We start from the raw sequence: 14,440 nt of genomic DNA, 5'->3' as shown, positions 1-14,440 counted from the left end.
GACCGGGAGCGAGGAAACGGCGTCAATGCTTGTTGCCGATGCCCAGATACGTGTCGATGATTCTTTGGTCATGCAGCAGGTCGCGCGCGTTGCCTTCGAGCGCCACGTCGCCCATCTCCAGCACATAGGCGCGGTCGGCCACCTGCAGCGCGGCGCGTGCGTTCTGTTCCACCAGCAGCACCGAGACGCCATGGCTGCGCAGTTGCGCGACCACGCGCAGCACTTCGCGCACCACCAGCGGCGCGAGGCCGAGCGAAGGTTCGTCGAGCATCAGCAGGCGCGGACGCGCCATCAGCGCGCGGCCGATGGCCAGCATCTGGCGTTCGCCGCCCGACAGCGTCGAGGCCATCTGCGGCCGGCGTTCGCGCAGGCGCGGAAAGATCTCGAAGACTTCTTCCATGCGCGCGCGCTGGTCGCGCTTGCCCTTGCGCCACTGGTAGAAGCCGCCGAGCAGCAGGTTGTCTTCGACCGACATCTCGCCGAACAGCTCGCGCCGCTCGGGCACCAGGGCCACGCCGCGCGCCACCATGGTTTCGACGCCGGGGCGGGCGATGCGCTCGCCGTTCAGCAACAGGCTGCCGGTGGAGGGCAGCAGGCCCATCGCCGCGCACAGCAGCGTGGTCTTGCCGGCGCCGTTGGGGCCGATCACGGTGACGATCTCGCCTTCGTTCACATGCAGGTGCACGCTGTGCACCGCTTCGACGGTGCGGTAGGCGACGCAGAAGCCGTCGAGTTGAAGCAGGGGGTGGCTCATCGTGCGTCTTCCAGCAGTTCGTCGTCGGCGCCGCCCAGATAGGCTTCGAGCACGCGCGGGTTGGCCTGCACTTCGGCGGGCGTGCCGGTGGCGATGACGGTGCCGAACTCCAGCACCGTGATGCGGTCGGCGAGGTTCATCACGAACTCCATGTCGTGTTCCACCACGAGGATGCCCAGGCCCTCGGCGCGCAGCTGGCTCAGCAGCTCCGAGAGGGCGCGCTTTTCCAGGTGGCGCAGGCCGGCGGCGGGTTCGTCGAGCAGCAGCACCGACGGCTGGCCGGCCAGTGCGCGCGCGATCTCGACCACGCGTTGCTGGCCGAGCGAGAGCGACGCGGCCGGCGTGTCGGCATGCGCGCCGAGGCCGCAGCGTTCGATCTGCCTGCGAGCTTCCGCCATCAGCGCGGCTTCTTCCGCGCGGTCGAGCCGCAGCATCGCCGAGAGCCAGCCGCGCCTGGCGCGCAGGTGGGCACCGAGCGCGACGTTCTCGACCACGCTGCGCTGGCCGAGCAGGCGCACGTGCTGGAAGGTGCGGCCCAGGCCCAGCGCGGCGAAGGCGCGCGACGGCTTGGTGGCCATCGACTGGCCCGAGAGCCGCACTTCGCCGGAGCTGGGATCGTCCACGCCCGAGATCATGTTGAAGAAGGTGCTTTTGCCGGCGCCGTTCGGGCCGATCAGCGCATGGATCTCGCCGGCCTTCAGCGTCATCGAGATCTCGTTGTTGGCAACGAGGCCGCCGAAGCGCTTGCTGACGTTGTCGGCCTGCAGCAGCAGTTCGCCGCTGGCCGGCAGCGTGCGCTGCGCGAGTTGCGCGGGTGCCACCTTCGATGCCGTTGCCGAAGAGGCTGCGGCGGGCTTCGCCTCGTTGCGTACCCAGCGGCTGGTCAGCCGCGACAGCGTGGGCCAGAGGCCATCCGCAAAGCGCTGCAGCACGAACAGCATCAGCAAGCCGAACACGATCACCTCGAAGTTTCCGCTGGTGCCCAGCAGCGAGGGCAGCACGTCCTGCAGCTTTTCCTTCAGCAGCGTGATGAGCGCCGCGCCGAGCACCGCGCCCCACAGGTGGCCCGCGCCGCCGACCACCGCCATGAACAGCAGCTCGATGCCGATGTTCAGGTTGAAGGGCGTCGGGTTCACGAAGCGCTGCAGGTGCGCGTAGAGCCAGCCCGAGATCGCCGCGAGCAGCGCAGCCAGCACGAACAGCTTGATGCGGTGGCGCGCCGTGTCCACGCCCATCGACTCGGCCATCAGCCGTCCGCCCTTGAGCGCGCGGATCGCGCGGCCTTCGCGCGAGTCGAGCAGGTTGTGCAGTGCCCACAGCGCAAGCAGCAGCACGGCCCAGATCACCACGCCCAGCGCGCGCGGCGTGGCCAGTGAGACACCCGCGACCACCAGCGGCGGCACGCCGGTGATGCCGGTCTGCCCGCCCAGGAACTCCATGTTGCCGAACAGGTAGTACAGGCTCAGGCCCCAGGCGATGGTGCACAGCGGCAGGTAGTGGCCCTGCAGCTTGAGCGTGACCGCGCCCAGCGCCCATGCGAGCGCGAAGGTGAAGACCAGGCCCAGCAGCAGGCCGGCCCATGGCAGCAGCGCGGGGCTGACCGCGCCGCCCATCCACGCGGCGGCGGTGGGCGAGGTGCAGATCCACGCGGTGGCATAGGCGCCCATGCCGACGAACGCGGCCTGGCCGAAGGAGGTCATGCCGCCCACGCCGGTCAGCATGACCAGCCCGGCCGCGACCAATGCATAGAGGCCGATGTTGCTGAGCACCGAGACGGTGAATTCGGGCAGGAAGCCCCAGGCCAGCGCCAGCAGGACCACGAGGACCAGCGTGAGCTGGCGCGGCGTGACCAGCGGCTTGCCCATGGGGGGCGCGTTGTCGACGGCAGCGATGTTGTTCGAAGACGGGTTCATTCCTCGTCCTCCACGTGATGGCTGCGCAGCGAACGCCACCACAGCACCGGAATGATCAAGGTGAAGACCAGCACTTCCTTGAAGGGGCTGGCCCAGAAAGAGGCGAAGGCTTCGAGCTGGCCGACCAGCAGCGCGCCGGCCAGCGCGAGCGGATAGCTGGCGAGCCCGCCGACGATGGCGGCCACGAAGCCCTTCAGGCCGATGAGGAAGCCGGTGTCGTAGTACACGGTGGTCAGCGGCGCGATCAGCAGGCCCGAGACCGCGCCGATGAGCGCCGCGAGCGCAAAGCTCAGGTCACCCGACAGCTCGGTCGGAATGCCCGACAGCCGGGCGCCCACGCGGTTGATGGCGGTGGCGCGCAAGGCCTTGCCGACCATCGAGCGGCCGAAGAACAGGAACATGGCGATCACCAGCAGCAGCGTGACGCCGACCACGACCAGCGATTGCCCGCTGATCGGAATGCCGCCGATGTCGAAGCGCGCTTCCGAAAACGCCGTGGTGCGCGAACCTTCGGCACCGAAGAACAACAGGCCCAGCCCGACCAGCACGCCATGCAGCGCGACCGAGACGATCAGCAGCATCAGCACGTTGGCATCCGCCAGCGGCCGGTAGGCCAGGCGATAGAGCAGGGGCCCAAGCGGCGTGATGAGAACCAGCGTGGTCAGCGTCTGCCCCGCCATGGAGGTGGGCTTGAGCAGCAGCACCAGCGCGGCGGCGGCCAGCGGCAGCACCACGCACCACACGAGCGCCGAGGCCCAGTCGACCACCGCGCCGCGCTTCCAGCGCCAGGCCTCGACCACCAGCACCATCACCGCCAGCGCCAGCAGCAGCCACAGCGTGGCCGGCACGCGGCCGGCTTGCAGCATCGCCATCGAGAGCGCCCCGAAGGCGACGAACTCGCCCTGGGGAATGAAGATGACGCGCGTGACTGAAAACACCAGCACCAGCGCGAGCGCCATCAAGCCGTAGACGGCACCGTTGACGATGCCGTCCTGCCCCAGGAGCAGGGCAATCTGCGAATCCATAAAAAAACCTTTGGGCTCGGCCCGTGTGTCGAATCAGTGTCTGCGGCAGCGCCTTCAGCCGCACTGCTCTGTGTTGCTCCTTCCCCCTCTGGGGGAAGGTTGGGAAGGGGGCGTGGCGCGTTCGGCGCAGTGCTTCATCACGTGCCGCCTGCCCCACCCCGGCCCTCCCCCAGCGGGGGAGGGAGCAAGGCAGACGCGATCAGGGCTGGTATTTCCAGGCGCCGTTTTCGATCTTCACCATCACGCGTGCGCGCTGGTCGAGGCCCAGGTGGTCCTTTTCGGTCATGTTGAACACGCCGTGCGCACCCGACACTTCCTTGGTCTGCTCCAGCGCATCGCGCAGCGCGGCGCGGAACTCCGGCGTGCCCGGCTGTGCCTTCTTCAGCGCGACCGGCACGGCCGAGCTCATCAGCAGGCCGGCGTCCCAGGCGTGCGCGCCGAAGGTCGACACCGAGCCCTTGCCGTAGGCCGCTTCATAGGCCGCGACGTAAGCCAGCGCGGACTTCTTCACGGGGTTGCTGGCCGGCAGCTGTTCGGCCACGAGCACCGGGCCCGCGGGCAGGAAGGTGCCTTCGACGTCCTTGCCGCCGACGCGCAGGAAGTCGGCATTGGCCACGCCGTGGGTCTGGTACATCTTGCCGGTGTAGCCGCGCTCCTTGAGCGTCTTCTGCGGCAGCGCGGCCGGCGTGCCGGAGCCCGCGACCAGCACGGCGTCGGCCTTGCTGGCCATGATCTTCAGCGCCTGGCCCGTCACCGAGGTGTCGGTGCGCGAGTAGCGCTCGTTGGCAACCACGGTGATCTTCTTCAGCGCGGCGGCTTTTGCGAATTCTTCCGACCAGCCTTCGCCGTACGCGTCCGAGAAGCCGATGAAGGCCACCGTCTTCACGCCGTTGGCGGCCATGTGCTCGGCGATGGCGAGCGACATCATGATGTCGTTCTGCGGCGTCTTGAACACCCACTTCTTCTTGGCGTCCATCGGCTCGATGATGCGGGCCGAGGCGGCCACCGAGATCATCGGCGTCTTGGCTTCGCTGGCCACGTCGATCATGGCGAGCGAGTTGGGCGTGGTGGTCGAGCCCAGGATGATGTCGACCTTGTTCTCGGCGATGAGCTTGCGCGTGTTGGCCACGGCGGCCGTGGTGTCCGAGGCGTCGTCCAGCACGATGTAGTTGATCTTCTGGCCCGCGATGGTCTTGGGCATCAGCGAGATGGTGTTCTTCTCGGGAATGCCGAGCGAGGCGGCCGGGCCGGTGGCCGAGACCGTCACGCCGACATTGACGTCGGCCCAGGCCGCGGCGGCGGTGGCGCACAGCGCGGCGATCAGCAAGGGCTTGAAGAATTTCATTTGGACTTGTCTCCGGGTTGAAAAATGGTTGAGGCCTGAAGTATCTTCGATCACCGCTCGTCGAAAGAGAGCGTGACGCGTTCGGTGAGGGGGTGAGCCTGGCAGGTCAATATGAAACCTGCAGCGACCTCATTCTTGTCGAGCGCGAAGTTCCGTTCCATTCGGACTTCCCCGTCCACGCACTTGGCGCGGCAGGTGCCGCACACGCCGGAAGTGCAGGAGAACGGCACTTCGAGGCCGGCCGCCGACGCCGCATCGAGAATGCTCGGCTGGCCTTCGGTGTAGGTGATCTCGCGCTGCAGGCCGTCGCGCACGATGGTGATGCGCGCCTGCTTGGCATCGCCCGGCAGCGCCTCGTGCACCACCGCGCCGACCTGGTTGGCCGAGGTGGCCGAAGGCAGCGCAACGCCGAAGCGCTCGATGTGGATGCGCTCTTCGGGCACGCCGGCGGCCAGCAGCGCGGCCTCGGCCTCGTCGTTCATCTGGAACGGGCCGCAGACGTACACGTGGTCGATGTTCTTCGCCGGCACCACCGACGCCAGGAACTCGCCGATCTTCTCGCGGTTCATCACGCCGAAGCCCAGTGGCGAATCGGTGTGCTCGTCGGAGAACACGTGCTGCAGAACCAGCCGCGTCATGTAGCGGTTCTTCAGGTCCTCGATCTCTTCCTTGAACATCGTGGACTGCAGCTGCCGGTTGCCGTAGATCAGCGTGAAGCGGCTCTGCGGCTCGCGCGCCAGCACCGTCTTCATGATCGACAGGATCGGCGTGATGCCGCTGCCGCCCGCAATGCCGACGTGGTGCCGCGCCGAGGCCGGCTCGATCGGTACGAAGAAGCGGCCCTGCGGCGCCATCACCTGCAGGGTGTCGCCGGGCTGCAGGCTGGCATTGATCCAGTTGGAGAACACGCCGCCGCGCACCTTGCGCACGCCGACGCGCAGCTCGCCGTCGTCCAGGCCGGCGCAGATCGAGTACGAGCGGCGCAGGTCCTGGCCGTCGACGGCGTGGCGCAGGGTGAGGTACTGGCCCTGCGTGAAGCCGAAGACTTCGCGCAGGTCGGCCGGCACTTCGAACGAGACGATGACGGCCTCGGCCGTGTCGGGCTCGATGGCCTTCACGCGCAAGGGATGGAAAAGGGTGCTCATCGTGGGGACCGTCTCAGATTGGCTTGAAGTGTTCGAAAGGCTCGCGGCAGGCCATGCAGCGGTACAGGGCCTTGCAGGCGGTTGAGCCGAAGGCCGACAGGCGCTCGGTGCGCTCGCTCGCGCAGCGCGGGCAGGCGATGCGTTCGCCGGCAATGCGGCCGAAGAGCTTGATCGGCATGGCGGTGTCGGCCGCCGCTTCGGGTGTGAGGTGGGCCGGCGGTGCGATGCCGTAGGCCTTGAGCTTGGCGCGGCCCTCGTCGCTGATCCAGTCGCTGCTCCATGCGGGCGCGCGGCGCAGCGTGGCGCGGGCATGGCCCAGGCCGGCCTGTTCGATGGCGGCCAGCACGTCGTGCTCGATGGCTTCGGTCGCGGGGCAGCCGGAGTAGGTCGGCGTGAGCACGATCTCCAGGCCGTCGTCGTGTTCGATCACCTCGCGCACGATGCCCAGGTCGCAGACCGACACGGCCGGCACCTCGGGGTCGAGCACCGTGTGCAGCACGGCCCACGCCGCATCGACGCGCGACGCCACTGCGTTCATCACCACACGCCTCCGGGGAAGGTGCGCTGCAGGTGCTGCATCTCGGTGAGGATGTAGCCCATGTGCTCGCTGTGCACGCCGTGCTTGCCGGTGCTGCGGAAGGCGGCTTCGGCAGGCATCGCGAGGCCGGCGGCGTCGAGCACCTGCTGCATCTCTGCAAGCCAGGCTTCGCGCAGTTCGCTCCATGCCGGGCCGAGGCCGCTGGCGCTGGCTGCTTCGTCCACCGCGTCGCTCTCGAACAGCTCGGGCACGTAGAGCCAGAGCTGCTTCAGCGCTTTCTCGGTGCGGCGGCGCGATTCGTCGGTGCCGTCGCCCAGGCGAACGACCCAGTCGCCCGAGTGCTGCTGGTGGTAGCGCGCTTCCTTCACGGCCTTGCCGGCGATGGCGGCCACTTCGGCATCGCTCGACGCGGCCAGGCGCTGCCACAGCAGCTTGAGCAGCGTGGCGACCATGGTGTTGCGCAGCACCGCAAAGGCGAAGTCGCCGCGCGGCAGCTCGACCAGCGTGAGGTTGAAGTAGTCGCGCTCCTCGCGCAGGTAGGCGAGCTGGTCTTCGTCGTGCTCGCGGCCTTCGCCTTCGAGCTTGCCGGCATGCGTGAGCAGGCCGCGCGCCTGGCCGACGAGGTCGAGCGCGATGTTGGCCATCGCGATGTCTTCTTCGAGCACGGGCGCATGGCCGCACCACTCGCCCAGGCGCTGCGCGAGCACGAGGCAGGTGTCGCCGATGCGCAGCAGGTATTGCACGGCCGGCGTGCGGTTCAGTTCGATCGATGCTTGCATGGCGTGCCGCTCGCTCACATGTGGTCCACGGACTTGGGCAGCGCGTAGAAGGTCGGGTGGCGATACACCTTGTCTTCCGCCGGATCGAAGTACATGTCCTTCTCGCTGGGGTCGCTCGCCACGATCTGCTCGGAGCGCACCACCCAGATGCTGCTGCCTTCCTGGCGGCGCGTGTACACGTCGCGCGCCATCTGGATCGCCATCTTCGAATCGGCCGCGTGCAGGCTGCCGCAATGCTTGTGGTCCAGGCCCGCCTTGCTGCGCACGAACACTTCCCACAGGGGCCACTCTTGTTTGCTGGTATCGGCGCTCATGCGGCCTCCTTCAATGGTTGTTTGTTGGCGTGGGCCATCGCGGCTTCGCGGACCCAGGCGCCGTCTTCCCAGGCGTCGACGCGCGCCTGCAGGCGCTCGCGGTTGCAGGGGCCGTCGCCGCCCACCACGCGCCAGAACTCGCTCCAGTCGATGGCGCCGAAGTCGTGCGCCTGGCGCTCTTCGTTCCACTTCAGGTCGGGGTCGGGCAGCGTCACGCCGAGGATGCGGGCCTGCTCGACGGCGGCGTCGATGAACTTCTGGCGCAGCTCGTCGTTGCTGAAGCGCTTGATGCCCCAGCGCATCGACTGCGCGCTGTTGGGCGACTGGTCGTCGGGTGGGCCGAACATCATGATCGAGGGCCACCACCAGCGGTTGACCGCGTCCTGCACCATCGCCTTCTGCGCGTCGGTGCCGTGGGTCATCATCGTCAGCAGGGCCTCGTAGCCCTGGCGCTGGTGAAAGCTCTCCTCGCGACAGATGCGGATCATGGCGCGCGCATACGGTGCGTACGAGCAGCGGCAGATCGGCACCTGGTTCATGATGGCCGCGCCATCGACCAGCCAGCCGATGGTGCCCATGTCGGCCCAGGTGAGCGTGGGGTAGTTGAAGATCGAGCTGTACTTGGCCTTGCCGCTGTGCAGCGCGTCGAACATCTGGTCGCGCGAGGTGCCCAGCGTTTCGGCGGCGGCGTACAGGTAGAGGCCGTGGCCGCCTTCGTCCTGCACCTTGGCCAAGAGGATGGCCTTGCGCTTCAACGTGGGCGCGCGGCTGATCCAGTTGCCCTCGGGCAGCATGCCGACGATTTCAGAATGCGCGTGCTGGCTGATCTGCCGCACGAGCGTCTTGCGGTAGTGCTCGGGCATCCAGTCTTTCGCCTCGATGAAGTCGCCGGCGTCGATGTGCGCGTCGAAGCGCTCCTCGAGCCGCATCTCCTCGGCGGAGCGCACGGCCTTCTGCTTGCCGTCGCCTGCGTCCTTGCCCATGGTGTCCATGGCCTGGGTGTACATGTGCGTGTCCTTTCGGTGGGGTGGTGCGCGCGCTGTGCGTTCAGCGCGGGCGGGTGTCGATCACGCGGCGGGCCTTGCCGGTCTGGGTGCGTTCCATCTCGTTGGGCGAGTGGACGACCACGCGCGTGGAGATGCCGATGAGCGTCTTCACGCGGTGCTGCACCCATTCGCCGATGGCGGAGCGGTCCGCCGAAGCCGCCTCGGCGGGGTTGAGCTCGCAGTGCACCTCGACCTGGTCGAGCTTGTCGGCACGGCTCACGTGCACCTGGTAGAGGCCCGAGAGCGACTTGTGCGCGAGCACGATCTCTTCGACCTGCGTGGGGAAGACGTTGACGCCGCGGATGATCATCATGTCGTCGCTGCGCCCGACGATCTTGCCCATGCGGCGGAACGAACGCGAGGTGGGCGGCAGCAGGCGCGTGAGGTCGCGCGTGCGGTAGCGAACGATCGGCATGGCCTCTTTGCTGAGCGAGGTGAAGACCAGTTCGCCTTCTTCGCCGTCGGCCTTCAGCTCGCCGGTCTCGGGGTCGATGATCTCGGGATAGAAGTGGTCTTCCCAGATCACGGGGCCATCCTTGCTTTCGACGCATTCGCTGGCCACGCCGGGGCCCATCACTTCCGACAGGCCGTAGATGTCGACCGCATCGATGCCGGCCTTGGCCTCGATGTCGCGGCGCATCGCTTCGGTCCAGGGCTCGGCGCCGAAGATGCCGATCTTGAGCGAGCTGTCTTTTGCATCGAGGCCCTGGCGCTCGAACTGCTCGATGATCACCTGCATGTAGCTGGGCGTGACCATGATGATGTCGGGCTTGAAGTCCTGGATGATCTGCACCTGCTTCTCGGTCTGGCCGCCCGACATCGGGATGACGGTGCAGCCCGCGCGCTCGGCGCCGTAGTGCGCGCCCAGGCCGCCGGTGAAGAGGCCGTAGCCGTACGACACGTGCACCATGTCGCCGGGCCGTCCGCCCGCCGCGCGAATGGAGCGGGCGACGAGGCCGGCCCAGGTGTCGATGTCTTTCAGCGTATAGCCCACCACCGTCGGCTTGCCGGTGGTGCCCGACGACGCGTGGATGCGCGCGACCTGTTCGCGCGGCACCGCGAACATGCCGAAGGGATAGTTGTCGCGCAGGTCGCTCTTCACCGTGAACGGAAACTTCGACAGGTCGGCAAGCGACTTCAGGTCGTTCGGGTGCACGCCCTTGGCATCGAAGGCCTTTCGGTAGTGCGGCACGTTGTCATACGCGCGCTGCAGCGTGGCGCGCAGGCGGGTGAGCTGCAGCGCGGCGATCTCGTCGCGGCTCGCGGTTTCGATGGGGTCGAGTTCGCCGGGGGCGGGGTGTCGGGCGGTCATGGTGGCTTGTCTCTTCTTCAGGCGGGGACGGCGGGGCGGCCTTTGGCGGTGTAGGAGCGGCCGCGGAACATCGCGATGCGCTCGCCGCGCTGGTTGGTGATTTCGGTGTCGTACACGCCGGTGCGGCCGGCCTTCGACACTTCGTGGCAGCGTGCGGTGAGCAGGTCGCCTTCGCGCGCCGGTGCGATGAAGTCGATCGAGAAGCCCGAGGCCACGGTCAGCTCGTTGTACGAGTTGCAAGCGAAGGCGAAGGTCGAGTCGGCCAGCGTGGCCATGAAGCCGCCGTGGCAGGTGGCGTGGCCGTTGAGCATGTCGGGGCGCACCCGCATCTCGAGGGTGGCCTGGCCGGGGCCGACCTCGACGATGCGCATGCCGAGGCCCTTGGTGGCGTTGTCGTTCGCGAACATGCCGTCGCGGACGTACTCGGCCGTTTGCTGGGGCGTGCGGTTGGTTTCGGTCATGGCGTGTCAGCGGTCCTTGAATTGCGGGGCGCGCTTGGCGCGGAAGGCTTCGACGCCTTCGCGGTAGTCGCTGGCATTGCCCATCTCGCGCTGGATGCGGGCTTCTTCGGCGAGTGCCGTGTCCAGGTCGGTGTTCTGCGCGGCGGCCATGGCGTGGCGGGTGGCGACGAGCGCGCGGGTCGGCATGGCGGCGAGCCTCGAGGCGAGCGAGGCGACGGTGTCGGCCAGCGCCGCGTCGTCCACGCACTGCCAGATCAGTCCGATGCGCGCGGCTTCTTCGGCGGGCAGCTTGTCGCCGAGCATCGCGATGCCGAGCGCGCGCGCCGGGCCCACGAGGCGCGGCAGCAGCCAGGTGCCGCCGGTGTCGGGCACGAGGCCGATCTTGGTGAAGGCCTGGATGAAGCTGGCTGAGCGACCCGCCACCACGAGGTCGCAGCACAGCGCGAGGTTGGCACCCGCTCCGGCCGCAACGCCATTGACGGCGGCGATCACCGGCACCGGCATCGAGCGGAGCATGTCGACCAGCGGGGCGTAGTAGGTGGAGATGACGTGGCCCAGGTCCTTGGGGGCCGCGCCGGGCGTGGGGTCGGGCGCGACCGAGGGATCGGCCAGGTCCTGCCCGGCGCAGAAGGCGCGCCCGGCGCCGGTGAGCACCACGCAGCGCACGGTGTCGTCCGTGGCGGCTTGCGACAACGCCGCCAGCAGTTCGGCGTGCAGTTCCGTCGTGAAGCTGTTCAGCGCCGCGGGGCGATTCAGGCTCAGCGTGCGCACCGCGCCGGCGTTGCTGGTGAGTACCAAAGATTCACTCATGGCTTGTGTCTCTCATCCTGTGTGGGGGACGTATCGGCGTGCAAACACTATTGACCGACCGTTCGGTTGATTTTAGGATCGACCATGATTCCAGCACAAGCGGGTTGATTTCAGGGCAAACCCTGAGCCCTGCAAAAAAGGAGACGGACCCAATGCCCAGCTATTCCATCGACGGCGTGATCCCGGTCGTCGACCCGAGCGCGTACGTGCACCCCACGGCCGTGCTGATCGGCGACGTGATCGTCGGCCCCCGTTGTTATGTGGGCCCCTGTGCCAGCCTGCGCGGCGACTTCGGCCGCATCGTGCTGCAGGAGGGCTCGAACGTGCAGGACCACTGCTGCGTGCACGGCTTTCCCGACAACGACACGGTGATCGAGGTCAACGGCCACATCGGGCACGGCGCCATCCTGCACAGCTGCATCGTGCGGCGCGACGCGCTGGTGGGCATGAACGCGGTGGTGATGGACGAGGCCGAGATCGGCGCGCAGGCCATCGTCGCGGCCTGTGCCTTCGTGCCGGCCGGCATGAAGGTGCCGGCGCGCTCGCTGGTGGCCGGCATTCCGGCCAAGGTGCGGCGCGAGCTGAGCGCGGAAGAAATCGCCTGGAAGCTCGAAGGCACGCACACCTACCAGGCGCTCACGGTGCGCAGCCTGGCCAGCCTGCGCGAGGTGGCGCCGCTCGCCGAGGTGGAACAGGACCGGCCGCGCCTGCCTGCCACCGACGTGCGCTCGCTCATTGCCACGAAGCGCAACTGACGGCAGCCGACGACGCCATTCGCGCTTCGTGCAAGATCGCGCGTTGCCCCCAACCGCTCACTCCAGGAACCAGACCCGATGCCGCGTGGAAGATCCGCCACCTACGACGACCAGCGTGAACTGATCCTTGCGCAGGCGGCCCAGCTGTTCGCGCGCCGGGGCTATCCCGCCACGTCCATGAACCAGGTGGCCGAGGCCTGCAATCTCTCGAAGGCCACGCTCTATCACTACTACAAGGACAAGAGCAGCCTCCTGATCAGCATCGCCGAGACGCACGTCTCGAAGCTGGCGGCGCTGGTGGCCGAGGAAGAGGCCTCGCCCCATACCGACGAGCAGCGGCTGCGCCGCTTCATCTACCGCATCGTCGAAGAATACGCCGGCGCGCAGGACGCGCACCGCGTGCTGACCGACGACGTGCGCTTTCTGGAAGAGGCCGACCGCGAGCGCGTGCTCGACAAGGAGCGCGAGGTGGTCGCGGGTTTTGCGCGCGCCGTCTCCGCGCTGCGGCCCGGCGCGCCGAGCGACGACCTGGCCAAGCCGCTGACCATGCTCCTGTTCGGCATGATCAACTGGATGTTCACCTGGATGAAGCCCGGCGGAAAACTCGACCACGCGGCGATTGCGCCGATCGTGGCCGATCTGTTTTTGGGCGGTGTCGGCGCGGTCCAGTCACCGGACTACGCCGCGATCGCGGCCAAGATGGCCGAGGCTCAGGCAGCCGCCGCCAGGTAGCGCGTTGCCGGCTTGCCGGTCTGCGAGGCGGTGAACAGGCGGGCGCTCGCGTCGGTGAAGCTGGCCAGCAGCGCGGCTTCATTCACCGAAGGCAGCGTGATCGGCTCGCCCAGGTCGAGCCCGGCCAGCGCGGCGTCCACGCAGTCTTCGGCGGCCATGAGCGTGCCCTCGGCCAGGGTCGACTTCGGCACGCCCGACAGCTCCCAGATGTCGGTGGCCGTGGCGGCCGGCAACACCAGCTGCACCTTCACGCCGGTGCCCGCGACTTCGGCCTGCAGGCCCCGCGTGAAGGCCACCACGAAAGCCTTGGTGCCGCTGTAGATGCTGCTGACTGGCAGCGTGTGAAAGCCCAGCACCGAGCCCACGTTGACCAGCGTGCCGCGGTTGCGCGCCTTGAAGGCCGGCAGCACCGCATGGCTCAGGCGGGCGAGGGCGTGGATGTTCACGCCGAGCATCTGCTGCATCTGCGCGGTCGAGGTCTGCGCGACCGGTGCCAGCGTCGAGGTGCCGGCGTTGTTGACGAGCAGCGTGATGGCGGGGTCGGCGGCCACGACGGCCGCCACGCGTTCCAGGTCGTCGGCCGCACCCAGGTCGGCCACCAGCGTCTGCACCTTCACGCCGTATGCGGCGCGCAGGGCCTGGGCCACTTCTTCGAGCCGGTCACCGCGCCGGGCCACCAGCAGCAGGTCGTGGCCGCGCCGGGCGAGGCGGTCCGCATAGATCTTGCCGAGGCCGGCCGAGGCGCCGGTGACGACGGCGGTGCCGGGGTTTGCTTGTTCGCTCATGTCGATTCCATTCAGGAAATAGGGTGGGTCGGTTTCAAACATGATGGTCGTCATGTTTGAGATGGCGAAGCATGATGGTTATCATGCTTAACGTCAAGCACGCGCTTGACGCAGCCCGGAACAGGAAGAGGTCGCATGCGATACCCCCCAGCAGAAACCGCCGAAAAGCACCAGAAGATCCTTGCCGAAGCCTCGCGCCTGTTCAAGGAGCGCGGCTTCGGTGGCGTGAGCGTGGCCGAGATCATGAAGGCCACGGGCCTCACGCACGGGCCGTTCTATAACCACTTCGCCTCGAAGGAGGCATTGATGGCCGAGTGCATCGACCATGCCTCGGCCGCCGCGCTGGACCAGATCGACAGCGTGGCCGAAAAGCCGGAAGGCCTGCTGGCCTACATGCGCGCCTACCTGAGCGCCGACCACCGCGACGACCGCAGCCAGGGCTGCCTGATGGCGGCATTCGCGGAGCAGACGGGGCGCGAGCAGGGCCTGAGTGCGTCGCTGACGGCGCACTTCAAGGCCACCATCGAGCGCTTCACGAAACACTTTCCGTGGCGCACGAAGAAGGCCGCGCGCGCCGACGCCATCCTGATGCTCGCCGCCATGCTCGGCGGCGTGGTGATCGCCCGCGCGGTGAACGACGAAGCCCTGTCGAACGAGGTGCTGGACGAAGTGCGCACCGGCCTCGAACGACTGGCGTCGAAGTCGGCCACGGGCGCCTGAAAGCGG

General features: G+C 68.0%; 16 protein-coding genes. 3 read left to right on the top strand and 13 right to left on the bottom strand.

The genetic code is table 11. The annotated features are described in order from the left end of the window. Nucleotides 1-22: 22 nt before the first annotated feature. From ACGLHS_RS29370 to ACGLHS_RS29315, 12 genes are all read right to left on the bottom strand, one after another. A complete protein-coding gene (locus tag ACGLHS_RS29370) occupies nucleotides 23-754 on the bottom strand; it encodes an ABC transporter ATP-binding protein (RefSeq protein ID WP_093245956.1) in 732 nt (243 codons plus the stop codon). Then, nucleotides 751-2,667, bottom strand: coding sequence for an ATP-binding cassette domain-containing protein (locus tag ACGLHS_RS29365; RefSeq protein WP_394485342.1), 1,917 nt, complete (start codon nucleotides 2,665-2,667; stop codon nucleotides 751-753). Before ACGLHS_RS29365 ends, ACGLHS_RS29370 begins: the two co-directional genes overlap by 4 nt. Further along, the gene (locus tag ACGLHS_RS29360; RefSeq protein WP_394485341.1) at nucleotides 2,664-3,692 is read right to left on the bottom strand and encodes a branched-chain amino acid ABC transporter permease; all 1,029 of its coding nucleotides are present in this window, start codon (nucleotides 3,690-3,692) and stop codon (nucleotides 2,664-2,666) included. The genes ACGLHS_RS29365 and ACGLHS_RS29360 overlap by 4 nt, the downstream gene beginning before the upstream one ends. Before the next feature lie 199 nt (nucleotides 3,693-3,891). Further along, on the bottom strand, nucleotides 3,892-5,037 hold the full coding sequence (locus ACGLHS_RS29355; RefSeq protein WP_093245952.1) for an ABC transporter substrate-binding protein: 1,146 nt from the start codon (nucleotides 5,035-5,037) through the stop codon (nucleotides 3,892-3,894). 50 nt (nucleotides 5,038-5,087) lie between these two features. Beyond that, nucleotides 5,088-6,182: a 1,2-phenylacetyl-CoA epoxidase subunit PaaE gene (gene paaE / locus ACGLHS_RS29350; protein ID WP_394485340.1), complete on the bottom strand. Its 1,095-nt coding sequence runs from the start codon at nucleotides 6,180-6,182 to the stop codon at nucleotides 5,088-5,090. Nucleotides 6,183-6,195: 13 nt separating this feature from the next. After that, nucleotides 6,196-6,720, bottom strand: coding sequence for a 1,2-phenylacetyl-CoA epoxidase subunit PaaD (paaD, locus tag ACGLHS_RS29345; protein ID WP_394485339.1), 525 nt, complete (start codon nucleotides 6,718-6,720; stop codon nucleotides 6,196-6,198). Further along, complete coding sequence (gene paaC / locus ACGLHS_RS29340) at nucleotides 6,720-7,499, bottom strand: 1,2-phenylacetyl-CoA epoxidase subunit PaaC (RefSeq protein ID WP_394485338.1); 780 nt, start codon at nucleotides 7,497-7,499, stop codon at nucleotides 6,720-6,722. Before paaC ends, paaD begins: the two co-directional genes overlap by 1 nt. Before the next feature lie 14 nt (nucleotides 7,500-7,513). Further along, nucleotides 7,514-7,813 carry a 1,2-phenylacetyl-CoA epoxidase subunit PaaB gene (paaB, locus tag ACGLHS_RS29335; protein ID WP_394485337.1) on the bottom strand — a complete coding sequence of 100 codons (300 nt, stop codon included), beginning with the start codon at nucleotides 7,811-7,813 and terminating at the stop codon, nucleotides 7,514-7,516. Further along, nucleotides 7,810-8,820, bottom strand: a complete 1,011-nt coding sequence (gene paaA, locus ACGLHS_RS29330) for a 1,2-phenylacetyl-CoA epoxidase subunit PaaA (protein WP_394485336.1) — start codon at nucleotides 8,818-8,820, stop codon at nucleotides 7,810-7,812. The genes paaB and paaA overlap by 4 nt, the downstream gene beginning before the upstream one ends. A gap of 40 nt (nucleotides 8,821-8,860) precedes the next feature. After that, on the bottom strand, nucleotides 8,861-10,171 hold the full coding sequence (gene paaK / locus ACGLHS_RS29325; protein ID WP_394485335.1) for a phenylacetate--CoA ligase PaaK: 1,311 nt from the start codon (nucleotides 10,169-10,171) through the stop codon (nucleotides 8,861-8,863). 17 nt (nucleotides 10,172-10,188) lie between these two features. Continuing rightward, a complete protein-coding gene (gene paaI / locus ACGLHS_RS29320; RefSeq protein ID WP_093245942.1) occupies nucleotides 10,189-10,632 on the bottom strand; it encodes a hydroxyphenylacetyl-CoA thioesterase PaaI in 444 nt (147 codons plus the stop codon). A gap of 6 nt (nucleotides 10,633-10,638) precedes the next feature. Next, entirely contained in the window at nucleotides 10,639-11,442 is an 804-nt protein-coding gene (locus ACGLHS_RS29315; RefSeq protein ID WP_394485334.1) for an enoyl-CoA hydratase-related protein, read from the bottom strand. Between the two features lie 152 nt (nucleotides 11,443-11,594). Here ACGLHS_RS29315 and ACGLHS_RS29310 point away from each other — a divergent pair, with 152 nt between their 5' ends. Both ACGLHS_RS29310 and ACGLHS_RS29305 read left to right on the top strand, forming a co-directional pair. Continuing rightward, the gene (locus ACGLHS_RS29310) at nucleotides 11,595-12,197 is read left to right on the top strand and encodes a phenylacetic acid degradation protein PaaY (protein WP_394485333.1); all 603 of its coding nucleotides are present in this window, start codon (nucleotides 11,595-11,597) and stop codon (nucleotides 12,195-12,197) included. 78 nt (nucleotides 12,198-12,275) lie between these two features. After that, nucleotides 12,276-12,929: a TetR/AcrR family transcriptional regulator gene (locus ACGLHS_RS29305; RefSeq protein ID WP_394485332.1), complete on the top strand. Its 654-nt coding sequence runs from the start codon at nucleotides 12,276-12,278 to the stop codon at nucleotides 12,927-12,929. On the opposite strand, the gene ACGLHS_RS29300 is transcribed toward ACGLHS_RS29305, so the two are convergent. Beyond that, a complete protein-coding gene (locus ACGLHS_RS29300) occupies nucleotides 12,908-13,714 on the bottom strand; it encodes an SDR family NAD(P)-dependent oxidoreductase (RefSeq protein WP_394485331.1) in 807 nt (268 codons plus the stop codon). The genes ACGLHS_RS29305 and ACGLHS_RS29300 overlap by 22 nt on opposite strands. A gap of 135 nt (nucleotides 13,715-13,849) precedes the next feature. Here ACGLHS_RS29300 and ACGLHS_RS29295 point away from each other — a divergent pair, with 135 nt between their 5' ends. Then, nucleotides 13,850-14,434, top strand: coding sequence for a TetR/AcrR family transcriptional regulator (locus ACGLHS_RS29295; RefSeq protein ID WP_093245936.1), 585 nt, complete (start codon nucleotides 13,850-13,852; stop codon nucleotides 14,432-14,434). The last annotated feature ends 6 nt before the right edge of the window (nucleotides 14,435-14,440 follow it).

Origin of the sequence: Variovorax sp. VaC1, from assembly GCF_043658315.1 — a bacterium.
Taxonomy (GTDB): Bacteria; Pseudomonadota; Gammaproteobacteria; order Burkholderiales; family Burkholderiaceae_C; genus Variovorax.
The sequence above is the reverse complement of the archived record's forward strand: the minus strand, read 5'-3'. Positions and strand labels throughout refer to the sequence as shown.

What these genes read in the sequence shown, in the direction of transcription:
- paaC (WP_394485338.1), bottom strand. Translation starts at nt 7,499, where the DNA reads ATGCAAGCATCGATCGAACTGAACCGCACGCCGGCCGTGCAATACCTG.
- ACGLHS_RS29365 (WP_394485342.1), bottom strand. Translation starts at nt 2,667, where the DNA reads ATGAACCCGTCTTCGAACAACATCGCTGCCGTCGACAACGCGCCCCCC.
- paaE (WP_394485340.1), bottom strand. Translation starts at nt 6,182, where the DNA reads ATGAGCACCCTTTTCCATCCCTTGCGCGTGAAGGCCATCGAGCCCGAC.
- paaD (WP_394485339.1), bottom strand. Translation starts at nt 6,720, where the DNA reads ATGAACGCAGTGGCGTCGCGCGTCGATGCGGCGTGGGCCGTGCTGCAC.
- ACGLHS_RS29315 (WP_394485334.1), bottom strand. Translation starts at nt 11,442, where the DNA reads ATGAGTGAATCTTTGGTACTCACCAGCAACGCCGGCGCGGTGCGCACG.
- ACGLHS_RS29360 (WP_394485341.1), bottom strand. Translation starts at nt 3,692, where the DNA reads ATGGATTCGCAGATTGCCCTGCTCCTGGGGCAGGACGGCATCGTCAAC.
- paaA (WP_394485336.1), bottom strand. Translation starts at nt 8,820, where the DNA reads ATGTACACCCAGGCCATGGACACCATGGGCAAGGACGCAGGCGACGGC.
- ACGLHS_RS29355 (WP_093245952.1), bottom strand. Translation starts at nt 5,037, where the DNA reads ATGAAATTCTTCAAGCCCTTGCTGATCGCCGCGCTGTGCGCCACCGCC.
- paaB (WP_394485337.1), bottom strand. Translation starts at nt 7,813, where the DNA reads ATGAGCGCCGATACCAGCAAACAAGAGTGGCCCCTGTGGGAAGTGTTC.
- paaK (WP_394485335.1), bottom strand. Translation starts at nt 10,171, where the DNA reads ATGACCGCCCGACACCCCGCCCCCGGCGAACTCGACCCCATCGAAACC.
- ACGLHS_RS29305 (WP_394485332.1), top strand. Translation starts at nt 12,276, where the DNA reads ATGCCGCGTGGAAGATCCGCCACCTACGACGACCAGCGTGAACTGATC.
- paaI (WP_093245942.1), bottom strand. Translation starts at nt 10,632, where the DNA reads ATGACCGAAACCAACCGCACGCCCCAGCAAACGGCCGAGTACGTCCGC.
- ACGLHS_RS29295 (WP_093245936.1), top strand. Translation starts at nt 13,850, where the DNA reads ATGCGATACCCCCCAGCAGAAACCGCCGAAAAGCACCAGAAGATCCTT.
- ACGLHS_RS29310 (WP_394485333.1), top strand. Translation starts at nt 11,595, where the DNA reads ATGCCCAGCTATTCCATCGACGGCGTGATCCCGGTCGTCGACCCGAGC.
- ACGLHS_RS29370 (WP_093245956.1), bottom strand. Translation starts at nt 754, where the DNA reads ATGAGCCACCCCCTGCTTCAACTCGACGGCTTCTGCGTCGCCTACCGC.
- ACGLHS_RS29300 (WP_394485331.1), bottom strand. Translation starts at nt 13,714, where the DNA reads ATGAGCGAACAAGCAAACCCCGGCACCGCCGTCGTCACCGGCGCCTCG.